15 protein-coding genes are annotated in these 14,789 nt (G+C 67.5%); 9 read left to right on the top strand and 6 right to left on the bottom strand.

Annotation, left to right across the window (positions count from 1 at the left end; genetic code table 11):
• Window positions 1–17: 17 nt before the first annotated feature.
• Both QLQ85_RS11250 and QLQ85_RS11255 read right to left on the bottom strand, forming a co-directional pair.
• Window positions 18–1,346, bottom strand: coding sequence for a four-carbon acid sugar kinase family protein (locus tag QLQ85_RS11250; protein ID WP_282739069.1), 1,329 nt, complete (start codon window positions 1,344–1,346; stop codon window positions 18–20).
• A gap of 24 nt (window positions 1,347–1,370) precedes the next feature.
• Window positions 1,371–2,417 (bottom strand): LacI family DNA-binding transcriptional regulator, encoded by a 1,047-nt coding sequence (locus QLQ85_RS11255; protein WP_282739070.1) that lies wholly within the window; start codon window positions 2,415–2,417, stop codon window positions 1,371–1,373.
• 140 nt (window positions 2,418–2,557) lie between these two features.
• Between QLQ85_RS11255 and QLQ85_RS11260 the strand changes: the two genes are divergently transcribed.
• The 5 genes from QLQ85_RS11260 (at window position 2,558) to QLQ85_RS11280 (ending at window position 7,749) form a co-directional block, all read left to right on the top strand.
• A complete protein-coding gene (locus QLQ85_RS11260; RefSeq protein ID WP_282739071.1) occupies window positions 2,558–3,835 on the top strand; it encodes a ribulose-bisphosphate carboxylase large subunit family protein in 1,278 nt (425 codons plus the stop codon).
• 49 nt (window positions 3,836–3,884) lie between these two features.
• Window positions 3,885–4,859, top strand: coding sequence for a TRAP transporter substrate-binding protein (locus QLQ85_RS11265; protein ID WP_282739072.1), 975 nt, complete (start codon window positions 3,885–3,887; stop codon window positions 4,857–4,859).
• An 86-nt stretch (window positions 4,860–4,945) separates the two neighbouring features.
• A complete protein-coding gene (locus tag QLQ85_RS11270) occupies window positions 4,946–5,458 on the top strand; it encodes a TRAP transporter small permease (RefSeq protein WP_282739073.1) in 513 nt (170 codons plus the stop codon).
• 2 nt (window positions 5,459–5,460) lie between these two features.
• A complete protein-coding gene (locus QLQ85_RS11275; RefSeq protein WP_282739074.1) occupies window positions 5,461–6,753 on the top strand; it encodes a TRAP transporter large permease in 1,293 nt (430 codons plus the stop codon).
• Window positions 6,754–6,795: 42 nt separating this feature from the next.
• Entirely contained in the window at window positions 6,796–7,749 is a 954-nt protein-coding gene (locus QLQ85_RS11280) for an NAD-dependent epimerase/dehydratase family protein (RefSeq protein WP_282739075.1), read from the top strand.
• A gap of 69 nt (window positions 7,750–7,818) precedes the next feature.
• Here the strand turns inward: QLQ85_RS11280 and QLQ85_RS11285 are convergent, their stop codons facing one another.
• From QLQ85_RS11285 to QLQ85_RS11300, 4 genes are all read right to left on the bottom strand, one after another.
• Window positions 7,819–7,947 (bottom strand): hypothetical protein, encoded by a 129-nt coding sequence (locus QLQ85_RS11285; RefSeq protein ID WP_282739076.1) that lies wholly within the window; start codon window positions 7,945–7,947, stop codon window positions 7,819–7,821.
• Between the two features lie 334 nt (window positions 7,948–8,281).
• Window positions 8,282–9,289 (bottom strand): ArsA family ATPase, encoded by a 1,008-nt coding sequence (locus QLQ85_RS11290; protein WP_282739077.1) that lies wholly within the window; start codon window positions 9,287–9,289, stop codon window positions 8,282–8,284.
• Between the two features lie 216 nt (window positions 9,290–9,505).
• Entirely contained in the window at window positions 9,506–9,808 is a 303-nt protein-coding gene (locus QLQ85_RS11295; RefSeq protein ID WP_282723791.1) for a cory-CC-star protein, read from the bottom strand.
• A 15-nt stretch (window positions 9,809–9,823) separates the two neighbouring features.
• Window positions 9,824–11,500, bottom strand: a complete 1,677-nt coding sequence (locus QLQ85_RS11300; protein ID WP_282739078.1) for a carbon starvation CstA family protein — start codon at window positions 11,498–11,500, stop codon at window positions 9,824–9,826.
• A gap of 204 nt (window positions 11,501–11,704) precedes the next feature.
• Between QLQ85_RS11300 and QLQ85_RS11305 the strand changes: the two genes are divergently transcribed.
• The 4 genes from QLQ85_RS11305 (at window position 11,705) to QLQ85_RS11320 (ending at window position 14,783) form a co-directional block, all read left to right on the top strand.
• On the top strand, window positions 11,705–11,989 hold the full coding sequence (locus QLQ85_RS11305; RefSeq protein WP_282723793.1) for a hypothetical protein: 285 nt from the start codon (window positions 11,705–11,707) through the stop codon (window positions 11,987–11,989).
• A gap of 162 nt (window positions 11,990–12,151) precedes the next feature.
• Window positions 12,152–12,523, top strand: a complete 372-nt coding sequence (locus tag QLQ85_RS11310) for a response regulator transcription factor (protein WP_102627601.1) — start codon at window positions 12,152–12,154, stop codon at window positions 12,521–12,523.
• On the top strand, window positions 12,523–14,589 hold the full coding sequence (locus QLQ85_RS11315) for a 3'-5' exonuclease (RefSeq protein ID WP_282739079.1): 2,067 nt from the start codon (window positions 12,523–12,525) through the stop codon (window positions 14,587–14,589). The genes QLQ85_RS11310 and QLQ85_RS11315 overlap by 1 nt, the downstream gene beginning before the upstream one ends.
• The gene (locus QLQ85_RS11320) at window positions 14,586–14,783 is read left to right on the top strand and encodes a hypothetical protein (protein ID WP_282739080.1); all 198 of its coding nucleotides are present in this window, start codon (window positions 14,586–14,588) and stop codon (window positions 14,781–14,783) included. The genes QLQ85_RS11315 and QLQ85_RS11320 overlap by 4 nt, the downstream gene beginning before the upstream one ends.
• The last annotated feature ends 6 nt before the right edge of the window (window positions 14,784–14,789 follow it).

Genomic DNA, 14,789 nt, shown 5'->3' on the forward strand with positions numbered 1-14,789 from the left:
GCGTGGTTGTCATTGCGTCAATGACCGGGGTGGGCTGTGCCGCGCTTCACCCGTGAAAACAGGTCCTCCCCGCCGATCTGGCCGCCCTTGAGCACCACCTCCAGCCCGTCGATCGCCGAACCGGTGGCGACCAGGCGACACAGGTGGCCGCCCTGGGCCTCGTCGAAGGCCACCAGCTCCAGTGCCTCGGCGCCGACTTGGCGCATGGCATGGCTCGAGGTATCGCCACCGGCGAAGACCACCCGGTGAAGGTCGCCGGCATCCCGCACCTCGCGGGTCAGGCGAGCGAAGACCTTGCCCACGGCCGTCGCCAGGCGCTCGGTGGAGAGGTCGGCGACCACGTCCGCCTCGCCGCGCGTGGTCGCCACGGCGACATCACGGCCCTCGCCGAACAGCGCCACCACCTGGCCTGCCAACCGCCTGGCCAGGCCCGGCGCATCGCGCAGCGCCTGCTCGGGCGGCAGCGACAGGATCGCCCCGCCCCGGGACTCGAAGTGCGCCAACTGGCCGCGGGTCTGCGGCGAACAACTGCCGGACAGCACCAGCAGCCGGGCCACGCCGGGGTAGGTGGTCGGCAACGGCTGCCGCTCCGCCGTATCGCGGGTCACCACGCGCCCCACGGCATCGGCCAGCCCCTGGGCGGCTACCGCCAGCGTGGGTCGCCGGTCGGCCAGGCGCAGGATCAACTCGGCGGCATGCTGCAGTTCGGCCTGGTCGGTGGCGTCGAGGACCGCGAAGCGCTCCGCCTCGGCGGCCGACCACAACGCCTGCCAGCCACCGTCCGGCGCACGATAGTCGAGCAGCGTCACCGCCGCCGGCGCGATCGTCGTCTGCGCGGTCAGGTGGCGGCGCAGGTCCGCCTCGGTCATCGGTGTCGAGGGGTGATGGGCCATGGCCGGATTCTGGTCCAGCCGGCAGATCTCGCCCTGGTAGCGGGTGAACAGGTGGGAGAACGCCGTGAATCGCCCGAAGGCCGGCGTGGCGGGCAACACCGGCAGGGCACAGCCTGGCCAGCGCTGCCGGGCCAGCTCCATCACGTGACCGATGCTGCCCACCGTCGGCGACGAGTCGAAGGTCGAACAGACCTTGAACTGCATGAGCCGCGGGGCGAGCGCCTTAAGGACCGCCAGGGCCGGCTCGACCTCTTTGGTCATCGCCGCCGGGGCCAGTCCGCGGGCCGTGCCCGCCAGCCCCACCACGTCCAGCTCCGGCGCCATGTCGAGAATCGCCTCGCGCCTGGCACTGAAGAACAGCCGGCCCCGCAACCCATGGCGGCTGAACTGTGCCAGGTTTTCCGTCGAACCGGTGAAATCGTCGCCATAGAAGGCCGCCAGCAGTCGCGTCATTGGTTGTCTCCTTCCGGCCAGGGTTCAGGTGCTCTCGCGCACGGTCAGTTCATAGCCGATGTCGACCCGCGGCAAGGCGGGCGACCGGCCCTCCAGCCTCGCCAGCAGCAACCTGGCCGCCTCGACGCCCATCTCGAAGCGTGGCACCGTCACGGTGGTCAGGCGAGGGGTCAGGTGCTCCCCCAGCGACAGGCCCAGATAGCCGCCGATGGCGATATCCTCCGGTACCCGCATCCCGCGCCGATTGGCTTCCAGGATCGCCCCGGCGGCCAGGTTGTCGTTGGCGAAGTGCATCGCCTCGAGATCGGGACGCGCCTCCAGCGCCTCGAGGAACAGCTGCCGGCCCACTTCATACGAGGAGGGCTCGTCATGCTGGAACAACAGCTCGCTCTCCACGCCGGCCGTTGCCAGCACCTCGCGATGTCCTTCGTAACGCAGGCGGGCCCGATAGTCGCGCACCATGCCGGTCCCCAGGAAGGCGATGCGCCGATAGCCCCGCTCCAGCAGGTGGCGGGCCATGCAGGCCCCGACGCCGGCGTTATCGACCCCCACGTTCATATCGATGCTGGCATCGCCGAGCTCCATGATCTCGACCACCGGGCGCCCCCAGGCCTTCAGGCGACGCACGGTGCTCTCGCGATGCCGCAGCCCGGTCATGATCACCCCCGAGGGTGAATAGCCCAGCACCGAGTCGAGCAACGCCGCCTCACGGTCCAGGTCGAAATCGGTCGAGCCCAGCAGCACCTGGTAGCCGGCATCCTCCAGGGTCTGCTGGATGCCGTGGATCACCTCGATGAAGGTCAGGATCGACAGCGACGGCACCACCACCGGGATCACCCGGGTGCCCGCCGAGGCCAGCCCGCCGGCAATCAGGTTGGGCACATAGCCCAGCGTCTCCACCGCCTGGTCGATGCGTTCGCGCAGGCGGGCCGAGACCTTCTCTGGGGTGTTCAAGGCGCGCGACACCGTGATCGGGGCGACCCCCGCCTGCTTGGCCACGTCCTCGATGGTCACGCGGTTGTCGCCGCGATGACGGCGCCGTTCCCGAACGCCCGCCTTGTCGATCGCCATGCCCTCATCCTCTACCAGCCCAGGTTGCGTGCCTTTCAGTCTACCCTAGAATGAAAAATATGGTAGCGCTACCAAATATCCCGTGCTAGCTTTCTTTCAACAACGACAACCACCCGTACTGATCGCTGAGGAGCACGCAAATGGCGACAACCCCCATGCCCCGCTTCAGCGCCAGCTATCGCATCGAAACGCCGCTTGACCCCGAGCGCACCGCCGCGTCCATGGCCGGCGAGCAGTCCTCCGGCACCTTTCTCAAGCTCGCCGGGGAAACCGACGCCCTGCGCGAACGCCATGCCGCCCGGGTCGAAGCGGTGACCCCGCTGGAAAGACGGCAGGCCCCCTCACTGCCCGGCGCCCTGCCCGGCGAGACCTACCACCGGGCCGAGGTCACCCTGTCATGGCCGCTCGAGAACATCGGCGCCAGTCTGCCCAACCTGATGGCGACGATTCTCGGCAACCTCAGCGAGCTGCGCGAACTCTCCGGCATCCGGCTGACGGATATCGCCCTGCCCGACGACTTCATCGAGGCCTTCCCGGGACCGCAGTTCTCCATCGGCGGCACCCGGCGGCTGGCCGGGGTCGAGCGCGGCCCGCTGATCGGCACCATCATCAAGCCCAGCGTCGGCCTCTCGCCCGAGGAAACGGCGGACCTGGTCCGCCAGCTGATCGAGGCGGGCATCGACTTCATCAAGGACGACGAGCTGATCGCCGATCCCCCTTACTCGCCGCTGACCGAGCGTGTCCCGGCGGTCATGCGGGTCATCGAGGAGCACGCCCAGCGCACCGGGCGCAAGCCCATGTATGCCTTCAACATCACCGGTGATATCGACGAGATGCGCCAGCGCCACGACCTGGTCCGCGACCACGGCGGCACCTGCGTCATGGCCAGCGTCAACTGGATCGGCATGAGCTCGCTGGTGGCGCTGCGTCGCCATGCGCAACTGCCGATCCATGGCCATCGCAACGGCTGGGGGCTGTTCTACCGCCATCCGCAGATCGGCATCGACTATCGCGCCTACCAGGCCCTGCTGCGCCTGGCGGGCGCCGACCACCTGCACGTCAACGGGCTCGGCAGCAAGTTCGCCGAGGCCGACGCCTCGGTGATCGACTCCGCCCGCGCCTGCCTCACCCCTCTGCTCGAGGCACCGGGCCGGGACGACCGCGCCATGCCGGTGTTCTCGTCGGCACAGACCGTCCACCAGGCGCCCCCTACCTTCGCGGCGCTGAAGTCGACCGACCTCATCTACACTTGCGGTGGCGGCATCATGGGCCATCCCGACGGGGTCGCCGCCGGCTGCCGCAGCATTCGCGCCGCCTGGGAGGCCACGGCCAGCGGCGCCACCCTGGAGGAACACGCCAGACAGGAACCCGACCTCGCCGTCGCGTTGCGGGCCTATCAAAGCCCGTTTTCAGGATGAAGAAGCAACGACACGCCACCCAAGCTCGAACCGCACAGGGGTACTCAAGATGAAGACAATAACAGCAAGCGGCATCGTCCTCGCCGGCCTCGCCTCCCTCGCCACCGCGGCGAATGCCTCGGCCGCGGAGCTGGCCATCGCCATCCACGTCGAGCCCTCGCACGCCATGTTCAAGGTCGGCGAGCGGCTCAAGGAAAGCATCGAGGAGCAGACCAACGGCGAGTTCTCGATCACCCTGCTGGGCACCGAGGTGGGTGGCGAACGCGACCACCTCGAGGGCGCCAGCTACGGCGAATACCACATCGCCCTGGGGGGCTCGATGCCCATGACGCTGTATGCCGAGGAGTTCGCCGCCGCCGATCTGCCCTTCGTCTACGGCTCCAGCGGGGAAGCCAGAGAGGTTTACGAAGGGGAGACCGGCGAGCTGCTCAACGACCAGCTGGTCGCCAACGGCAACATGCGCCTGGTCGGGCTTTCCGCGCGCAACCCGCGCAACCTGACCTCCAACTTCGCGGTCGAGGCACCGGAGGACATCGAAGGCGTACGCATGCGCGTTCCCGAGATCGCCCCCTGGATCCAGATCTGGGAGGAGATCGGTGCCCTGCCCAGCCCCATCGCCTGGCCCGAGGTCTACACCTCGCTGCAGACCGGGGTGATCGAGATGCAGGAAAACCCGGTCGACCTCATCCATGCCGGCAAGATCTACGAGGTGCAGAGCCACATCAACCGCACCGAGCACGTCTACTCCTTCTTCCACTGGCTGATGAACGAGGACTTCTACCAGGGCCTGTCCGACGACGATCGCGAGATCATCCTCGGCGCCATCGAGGAGGCCACCACCTGGGGTAATGAGATGGTCGCCGATGGCCAGGCCGACCTCTACGAGCAGCTCCAGGAACTCGGCATGACGGTCGTCGAGCCGGACGTGGCCGCCTTCCGCAGTGCCGCCGAGCCCGCCATCCGCGAGATCGCCGAAAGCTATCACCCCGCGGTGCGTGACTACGTCCTGTCCCTCGTCGAGTAGTAAACGAGGGGGCGATCCGGCGAGCCAGTCACGGCACCGGATCGCTCCGGGCACACCACTGCGAACCACATCCCTCGGAGGCGCCCGTGAAAACCGCGGAACGCATTACCCGTGCCCTCGACCTGTTCTGGCGATTGCTGACCGGTGTCGTCATGACCGCCTTCGCCCTGATGCTGATCATCATGGCCATCCAGGTCATCTCGCGCTACGCCCTGGGCATTGCGGTGTCCTGGACCGACGAGGCCTCGCGCTACCTGTTCCTGGCCGAGATCTTCCTGGGCTCCGTGCTCGCCTTGCGTTACCAGGAGCACATTCGCATCACCATCGTCACCGACATCATGAGTCCGTCCCTTCGCAACATCGCCGCCAGCGTGGCGGACGTGATCTGCGTGCTGGTGCTGCTGATGCTGGTGGTCGGTGCCTGGAACATGATGGACCGCACGGCCGGCATCATGGCCAGCACATTCCAGATGAGCTTTTCCTATATCTACCTCATCCAGCTGATTTCCGCGCTGCTGATGATCGGGCTGCTCCTTGGCGATCTCTACCGGCGAATCGCTGGCGGCCCCCCAACCACCGAAGAAGGCAGGAGTGATTGACCATGGAAGTCTTCGTCATCATGTTCGTCGGCCTGATCGTCCTGCTGATGCTGGGGGTGCCCGTGGCATTCGCCATGATCGCCTCCTCGGCCCTGGTGCTGGGCTATACCCGTGGCTTTGATTCCATTCCCATGGAAATGATCTCCCAGCGCACTCTCTATGGGGTCAACAGTTTCACCCTGCTGGCCATTCCCGCCTTCCTGCTCATCGGGCGGCTGATGAACAGCGCCGGCATCTCGGATCGTGTCTTCGATGTCGCCCGCACCATGGTCGGTCACCTCAAGGGGGGCCTGGGGCATGTCAACGTCGTCGCCAGCATGCTGTTCGCCGGGATGTCGGGCTCGGCGGTCGCCGATGCCGGGGGGCTGGGGGCGCTCGAGATCAAGGCCATGGAAGATGACGGCTACCCGACCGGCTTCAGTGCCGCGGTTACCGCCAGCTCGGCGACCATCGGCCCAATCATTCCGCCCAGCATCCCCGCGGTCATCTACGGCGCTCTGGCCAATGCCTCGATTGCCGCGATCTTCCTGGCCTCCATCATTCCCGGGCTGTTCATGGGGCTGGGCCTGATGGTGATGGTCGCCATCATCTCCCATCGCCGCGGCTTCCCCACCCGAGCCAGGGCGCGCCTGAGCGAGTTCACCCTCGCCATATCGCGTGGCCTGCTGCCGATGCTTACGCCCCTGATCATCATCGTGGGCATCCTGTCGGGCGTGTTCACCCCCACCGAGGCCTCGGTGGTCGCCCTGCTCTACTGCATGATTATCTCGTTTCTGGTCTATCGCTCGATCAGCTTCCGGGAATTCCTGAAGATCCTGCGTGCCACCGCTATCGACACCGCAGCCCTGCTGTTCATCATCGCCGGCAGCGCCCTGTACAGCTGGGTTCTGGCACGCTACCAGGTCACCTCGCTGGTGGCTGACTTCCTGTTGGCCACCGTGACCGACCCGCTGGCACTGCTGCTGTTGCTGGCCTTGTTCATTCTGCTGATCGGGCTGTTCATCGATTCTGTGCCGGCGCTGTTCCTGCTGACCCCGCTGCTGGTGCCTGTGGTGGTGCAGTACGGCATCGACCCGGTGCATTTCGGTGTGGTGATGATCTTCACCCTGATGATCGGCCTGATCACGCCCCCGGTCGGTACCGTGCTGTTCACGATACAGAAGATCACCGGCATGTCCTTCGCGGGCCTGGTGCGGGAAACCATGCCGTTCTACATCCCGCTTTTCGTGGTACTGCTGATCATCATCTGTTTTCCGGCAATCGTCATGTTCCTGCCCGACCTGGTACTCAACTAGGGCAGGCAACGCCTGTCCGAGACAACCGAGGAGATTCACATCATGTCCGTTCTGATCACGGGGGGGCTCGGCCACGTCGGCTCCTGGGTGGCCTACCAACTGGCCAAGCAAGGCAAGCAGGTCATCCTCTGCGACATGGCCGCGAACCATTTCGACCGGCTGGGGCTCGACTACCTGGAGGAGGTCCGCGACAAGCTGGTGCTGGAAAGCGTCGATGTCCTCGACTATCACAGCATGTTCGAGCTCCTGCTGCGTCATCGCGACGACCTCGAAGGGGTGATCCACGGCGTCTCGGTCATCGCCGGCCCGCACTTCCAGCAACGCCCCTTCAAGCACATCTCGATCAACGCCACCGGCACCCTGAACGTGCTCGAGATCTGCCGGATCCTGGGCATCGACAAGGTCGTCAACATGAGCTCCGGCGCCGTCTACGGCGATGCCCCCGGCCCCCAGAGCGAAGCGACCCCCTACAAGGCAACCGACCTCTACGGTGCCACCAAGATCTCTGGTGAGCTCTACGGCCTGCAATACAGCGATACCTTCGGTATGGACGTGCGCAACGCGCGGCTGTTCTTCGTCTACGGCCCGGGCAAGCGCCCCTCGCACATGCACCTGGTCTACCAGGCGCTGTTCGGCCCGCTGGAAGGGCTCGACGACATCCAGGCGCCCAACGGCTCCGAGCAGACCCTGGACTGGACCCATGTCCACGACACGGCGGCCGGGATCGTCAAGCTGTTCGAGAAGGAGAGCGTCACCCACCGCAACTTCAACATCTCCAGTGGTGTCACCGTCGATCACCTGCAGATCGTCGAACATGTGGCGGATATCATCGGCAAGCGGTCCAACGTCCAGCTCGGCCCCGGCCCCTTCGTGGTCAGGGGAGCGCCACTGGACATCACCCTGGCCCAGCAGGAGATCGGTTTTACGCCCAAGTTCACGGACATCCGCGAAGGCATCCGCGACTACTGGCAGTGGCTGAAAACCAACGCCGGCTGAGGTGGCCCCGCCATCGCGGCTGAAGCCGCTCCTACAAAGGCCTGGGTGCCAGGTGCGAGCGCGGTGGCGTCACCGTCGCGCCGCGCGTGGCATGGCGCCCATGCCCCGGTACTCGCCGTAGATCCCGTGCTCACGGGGGTATTCATCCAGCGCGTCTTCATAGCAGTGGATCACCGCGCCCCACCCCTGGCGAGCCATGTGCTGGCTGGTGGCCGATGACGTTTCGCCTGCGACCTTCACGCTCTCGGCAAGTAACAGCCACTGGACCATTTCTTGTTATGAATGGAGTACGATTCTGAGGAACGAAGCACACCACGGAGCCATAAACGACAATTGGCTGATTAGACCAGTTCAGAGTTGCGCCATACCGTGCCAGCACGACGCTATCCTTCTTGTCCATTTTGCCGCGTACCCCCAGGTTACGGGAGTCGCTCGCTCTTCGAGCAGCGGAGCTGCCCAAATCGTCAATCCTGACGATTTGTCGCTGACTTTTGCCTTGTCTGACCATCGCTCGCCGACTTTTCAGACAATGCTAGAACCCCTCGGCCTCCAGGCGATCGGCCAGCCCCTCGAGGATCTCGATCCCCTGGACATCGGTGGGCAGCCAGGGCAGGCGCGGCCGCGGCAGGTGGCCGAGCTCGGCGTCGATGCGCGCGAGATAGGTCGCCTCCTGCGCGCGGCGGGCACGCAGGAAGTCGCCGTCGGCGTCCTCGGGAATGACCCGGTTGACCAGGGTGCCGGCCACCGGGACATGCACCGCCTCCAGCGCCTCGACCGCGCGCGCCGTCTCGAGGATCGGCAGCCGCTCCGGCGTCAGCACGAAGAGGAAGCTCGTCTCCTCGGCGTCCTCGATGCGCCGCCGGGCGCGATGGAAGAGCCGCCGCCGCTCGATCAGGGTGCGTGCCACGTCGCGGGTGCGCTCGTCGAGATCGGCCAGCGGGTCCTGCTCGGGGTCGTCGAAGGGGGTCGCCACGTCACGCCCACGCTTCGGCGTCAGGTGCGAGAGCACGCGTCCCAGCTCCTCCGACTTGCGGTTGTGGGCGAGCAGCCCGTCGGTCCAGGCCGCCATCGCCTCGGGCAGGGTCAGCAGGCGCAGGGTATGGCCGGTGGGGGCGGTGTCGAAGATGACCAGGTCGTGGTCGACGTCGTCGGCGGTCACCAGTCGCGACAACCGCTCGAGCAGCGCCGCCTCCTGGGTGCCCGGCGACTGCCGGGTCAGCCGCATCTGGCGCTCGAGCTCGGCCATCATCTCCGGGGCCGCGTAGCGGCGCATCTGCTCGGTGACCCGCGCCAGGTGGGCGTCGACCTCGGCGTCGGGGTCGATCTCCATGGCGTCGAGGCCCGGCAGCAGGCGCCGCGGCGTGTCGCCGAGCTCGCGGTCGAAGACATCGCCCAGGCTGTGGGCCGGGTCGGTGGAGACCACCAGCACGCGCTTGCCGCGCCGGGCGGCGAGTACCGCCAAGGCCGCGGCCACGGTGGTCTTGCCCACCCCGCCCTTGCCGCCCACCCACAGCAGGCGCTTTTCCAGCAGTTCTTTCATGTCATCTCTCAAGCAATTGAAACGTCGGGGCTAAGGCTGCATGGAGCAAGCGCCGAGACCGCCCCTGTGGGGTCAGACCCCAACCAAGACGTCAGGCCCGTCGTAGTGCACTGAGCGAGCGGAACCGATACCGCCGGGGTCTGACCCCGCAGGGTTCTCCAGCGTTGGCAAAGTAGTACCGAAGTCTTCCCATCTTTCAGCAGCGCCAGTACCGGCTCAGCAGCAACGAAAGTGATCCAGCGGCGAGTGCTCCATACCCATGCGCCGGTGCCAGTCGTGGAAGCGCTCCAGCAACAGCGGCTGGAGCTCCAGGGTGTAGTAGGCGGCCGGGTTGGGGACGCCCATCATCTCGGAGAACACCAGCAGCATGAACAGGTCGTCCTCGTCGCGCCGGGCCCGGGCGATGGCGCCGCGGTAGCGGGCGGAGTAGACCTCCTCCGCGAAGAAACGGGCCTGGCTCAGCCAGGCCCGAATCCGTTCGCGACGAGGATCATGCCCCTTGCCATGATCGTCGTTCATCTCACCCTCCTTGCCTCACTGCTGCTCGGTCGCCACCTCGGCGCGAGAGCGCTTGAGCGCCGAGGCGCACTCCATGGCCACCATGATCGCCGCGATCAGCACCACGATGTCCAGCACCAGCAGGAAATAGTTGCCCTGCTCGAGGAAGCTGCGCAGCTGGATCAGCAGCGCGGCGATGGTCATCACCAGCAGGAAGCAGAGCGGCACCAGGGTGTACATCATCGGGCGCCGCAGGCGTACCAGCATCACCGTGATCACCAGCAGGGTCAGGCCGGCCAGCAGCTGGTTGGTGGTACCGAACAGCGGCCAGATGATCAGGCCGCCGGAGCCGTCGGCGCCACCGGCACCGAAGGCCAGCAGCAGGCAGCTGCCCACCGCCAGCAGGGTGGCGATGGCCGGCTTCTTCATCCAGGCCTGGTCATAGATCTCGCCCCACTCCTGGAAGATGTAGCGCTGCAGGCGCAGGCCGGTGTCCATGGTGGTGCCGGCGAACAGCGCCGCCATCACGGTGAGCAGGGTCGCGGCGGTCGCTTCCGGCAGGCCGAGACCGTTGTGGATGATGAAGGCGCCACCCTCGACGAAGGCGTTGACGCCGCCCTGGCCGAAGGCGGTGTACATCGCCTCCCAGTCGGCGAAGGTGGCGAAGCCGGCGGTGGCGGCGAGGATCGCGGCCAGTGCCAGCATGCCCTCGCCCACGGCACCGAAGTAGCCGACGAAGCGGGCGTCGGTCTCCTTGCTGAGCTGCTTGGAGGTAGTGCCCGACGAGACCAGGCCATGGAAGCCGGAGATGGCGCCGCAGGCGATGGTCACGAACAGCAGCGGCAGCAGCGACGGCGTGCCCGCCGGCACGTTGGTGTTGAAGGCCGGGGCCACCAGGGTCGGATTCATCAGCACGATGGCGCCGTAGAGCACGATCAGGCCGATGAACAGCTGCAGGCCATTGATGTAGTCGCGCGGCTGCAGCAGCACCCAGACCGGCAGCAGCGAGGCGATGGCGGCGTAGCCGAACAGGATCAGGATCCACACCGCGTTGCCCGACAGCCCGGCCACCTCGGCAGGCATCTGCAGCGGCACGGACGGCCCGATGCCGATCAGCGCGTAGAGCGCCACGACGCCGATGATCGACACCATCGGCAGGCTCAGCAGGCGCCGATAGATCAGTTGGCCGATGACCAGGGCCACCAGGATGGCGCCCCACACCGGGACCACGGCGCTGGAGAAGTTCATCATCAGCCCGGCGATGACCAACGCGAACACCGCGTTGACCATCAGCAACACCAGGAAGATGACGATCATGAAGATGCTGCGGGCGCGCTTGCCGACCACGTCGCCGGTCAGGGCCCCGACCGACTTGGCCCTGTTGCGCACGCTGGCCCAGATGGCGCCGGCGTCGTGCACCCCGGCGAAGAAGATGGTGCCGCCGATCACCCACAGGAAGGCCGGCAGCCAGCCCCAGATCACCGCGATGGCCGGCCCCACGATGGGGGCAGCCCCCGCCACGGAGGTGAAGTGGTGGCCCCAGAGCACGAAACGGTTGGTGGGCACGAAGTCGACGCCGTCCTCGAACTCGTGGGCAGGCGTCTGGTAATCGGGATCGAGGCGATAGATCTTCTCGGCGATGAACTTCGAGTACAGCAGGTACCCGGCCGCCATCGCGGCAAGACCCAGGACAAGTAGAACGATTGCACTCATCAGGGAAGCTCCTTGGTAAGGATGTCCTTGTTCTGTACGGCCTGCATGTTTGGCAAGACGCGTCCAGGCAGCAGAATGGTGACCCCGGATGAATAAGTCCATCCTTGTGTAAGCGAATTACATCAAAAGTCGAAGGGGCAGCCGCGCCGCGAAAACGCTACGCTGGCGACACTGCCTCTTCCTGCCCACGGCACGAGACTCGACATGCAAGAACTGCTGATCCCCCTGGCCATGGCGGCCGCCTTCGGCGCCTTCATCGGCTCGCTGTTTCGCCTCTCGCGCCTGGCCGGCCGCAAGCGCCCCCTGCTGTTCCCGATGGTCGGGCTGATCGCCGGGATCACTGCCTTCTTCATCCACTACGTGCTGGTCTCGACCGTGGGGGCGCCGATCTGGCTGCTGCCGGTGCTGGTGGTGGTGCAGATCTGGCTGTGGCTCGGTCCGCTGGGGCCGAAGGTCCGCGACACCGGGAACGGCGACAACGGTCGCTGATCGCCCCGCCCCGTACGCCGGCGTGCCGCTTGCTGCTGGCCGCCTCGGCCAGCATTTTCTGCGCCGGTTCTCCTGCCAAGGTCGTCTTTGCCGCGCCCTGGCCGCCCACTAGACTGATCGGTAACAACGCATGATAGAAGCACGCTGACGAGGAGAGCGCCCATGGCCAAGGTCCTGGTGGTGGACGATGAGCCCAACATCGTCCTGTCGCTGGAGTTCCTGATGCAACAGGCCGGCTTCGAGGTGGTCACCGCCGAGGACGGCGAAGGGGCGTTGGCCAGGGTGGCCGAGGGGGCCCCCGACCTGATGCTGCTGGATATCAGCCTGCCAGGCATCAGCGGCTTCGACGTGCTCGAGCGGCTGCGCGCCGACCCGGCCCACGCCCGCCTGCCGATCATCATGCTCACCGCCCACGGCCGCGAGGTCGAGCGCGAGAAGGGCATGGCGCTGGGGGCCGACGACTACATCACCAAGCCCTTCTCCACCCAGGCCCTGGTGGAGAAGGTCAAGACGTTGCTCGACGAGGCTCGCTGATGGGGCGTCGTCTCTCCGGCCTGCCCAGGCGCCAGCGGCTGGTGGGACTGTGGCTGTTGCTCAGCGGCATCAGCCTGTTCGGCGGGGCGGTGTTCGCCCTCTGGCTCGACAGCCTGTTCCAGCCCCAGGGGCTGGCCCGCTGGGTCCTCTGGCTGGGCTGCTTCTCGGGCGGCGGCACCATCTTCCTGGTCGGCCTGCTGCTCGAACGCCAGTTGTTCACCCCGCTGCGCCACCTGCAGGTCCAGTTGGCGCGGCTGGTGGCCAACCCCGACGCCCGGGAGGACTACCCGCCGGAGGGCTGGCTGCGCGGCCTGGGCCCCGACCTGGTACGGATCCGCGACGCCTGGCGGGCGGACCGCAATCGCCTGGCCACGGCCCATGCCGAGGGCGCGCGCAGTGCGGCCCGTATCCGCCAGGAACTCGAGGCCCTGCTCCAGGTACTGGACACGCCCCTGCTGCTCTGCGACCACCACCGTCGCCTGCTGCTCTTCAACCAGGCCGCCGAGAGCCTCTTCGAGGGCCACCCCGGGCTCGGTCTCGGCAAGCGGCTCGATGCGCTGCTCCCGGTGGCCAGCCTGCAGGAGGCATTGGGCCAGCTGCCCGACGACGGCACCCCGCGCGAGATCCTGGTGCCCTGCGACGAGCGCTGGCTGTGCGCCATCCTGCGCCGGGTCCCCGGCAGCAACGGCGAGACCCTGCTGACGCTCACCGATACCACCGCCGCCTGGACCAGCGAGATGGGCGCCCGGGGGAAACTGGTCGACACCCTGCTGCTGCTGCGCCGCCACAGCGCCAGCCTGACCAGCGCCGCCGACGCCTTGTCCAGCCTGCGCCCCGACGGCGAGTCGAGCGAGCTGCGCCAGCGGCTGGAGACGGTGGTCGAGGAGGAGAGCCTGGCGCTGGGTCGCGACATCGAACGCATGGGAGCGCTGATCGAGGACATGCAGCGCCAGGGCGAGCGGCTGGTGCCGCTGTGGTCCAACGACCTCTGGGACGCCCTCAACGAGCGCCACGCCGGCGACGGCCGCAGGGTCGTGCCGATCGGCATGCCGGCCTGGCTCAAGGGCGACGCCACGGCGTTACTGGTGCTGCTCGGCTCGCTGCTCGAACGGCTGGCGGCGCATACCGGCGGCGGCGACATCGAGGGCGAGATCTGCCTCGGCAACAAGCGGGTCTACCTCGACCTGGTGTGGCGTGGCCCGCCGCTGGGCGAACGCCAGCTCGCCGACTGGAGCCGCACGCCCCTGGAGGCCCTGCCGCTCGTGCCGCGGGTGGGCGATGTGCTGCGCCAGCACGACAGCGACGCCTGGAGCCTCGCCGACCCTGACGGCGAGCACGCCCGGCTGCGCCTGCCGCTGCCGGCCACCGAGCGGGTCGGGGCACCGCGCCCACGGACACCGCCGCGGCCCGAGTTCCACGACTTCGGCATCGCCGACCTGCCGCCCCCGGACGCCGAGCTCGCCGGCCGCTCGCTGCGGGCGCTGGAGGTCGTGGCCTTCGACACCGAGACCACCGGCCTCGAACTGCGGCGCGGCGACCGCGTGATCAGCATCGGCGCCTGTCGCGTGGTCAACGCCCGGCTGCTGGCCAGCGACGTCTTCGACATCCGCGTCGACCCGGGCCGGCCGATTCCGCCGGCCAGCACCGCCATCCACGGCCTGACCGACCGCGACGTGGCCGGCGCCCCGCCCCTGCACGTGGCACTGCCGCGCTTTCGCAACTACATCGGCGAGGCGGTGATACTCGCCCACAACGCCGCCTTCGACCTGCTGGCGATCCAGCCAGCGGACGGTGGGGTGCGCTTCGAGATGCCGGTGCTCGATACCCTGCTGCTGTCCCGGGCGCTCGACGAGGCCATCGACGGCCACGACCTGGATACCCTGGCCGAGCGCTATGGCCTGATGATCCCCCCGGGGGCCCGTCACACTGCCCTGGGCGATGCCAGGGTCACCGCCGAGCTGTGGCTGGCGCTGCTGCCACGGCTCGAGGCCCGCGGCTTCGATACCCTCGAACAGGTGCTGGCGCTGCAGGCGACCGCCTTCGATCGGGAGGATGCCAGCGCATGACGACCCCCCGGCTCAAGGAGCGGCTGATCGCCCTGATCGTGCTGGCGACCCTGCTCTTCTCGCCACCGCTGCTGCTGGTGGTCGACCGCCCCCCGGCCGCCGGGCTCTCCTGGCTGCCCCTCTACCTGTTCCTCGCCTGGGGGGCGGTGATCGCCCTGGCCGCCTGGCTGATGGAACGGCGCCACGAGGAGTGACCGGAC

Origin of the sequence: Halomonas kalidii (assembly GCF_030010475.1) — a bacterium.
Lineage (GTDB): Bacteria > Pseudomonadota > Gammaproteobacteria > Pseudomonadales > Halomonadaceae > Halomonas > Halomonas heilongjiangensis.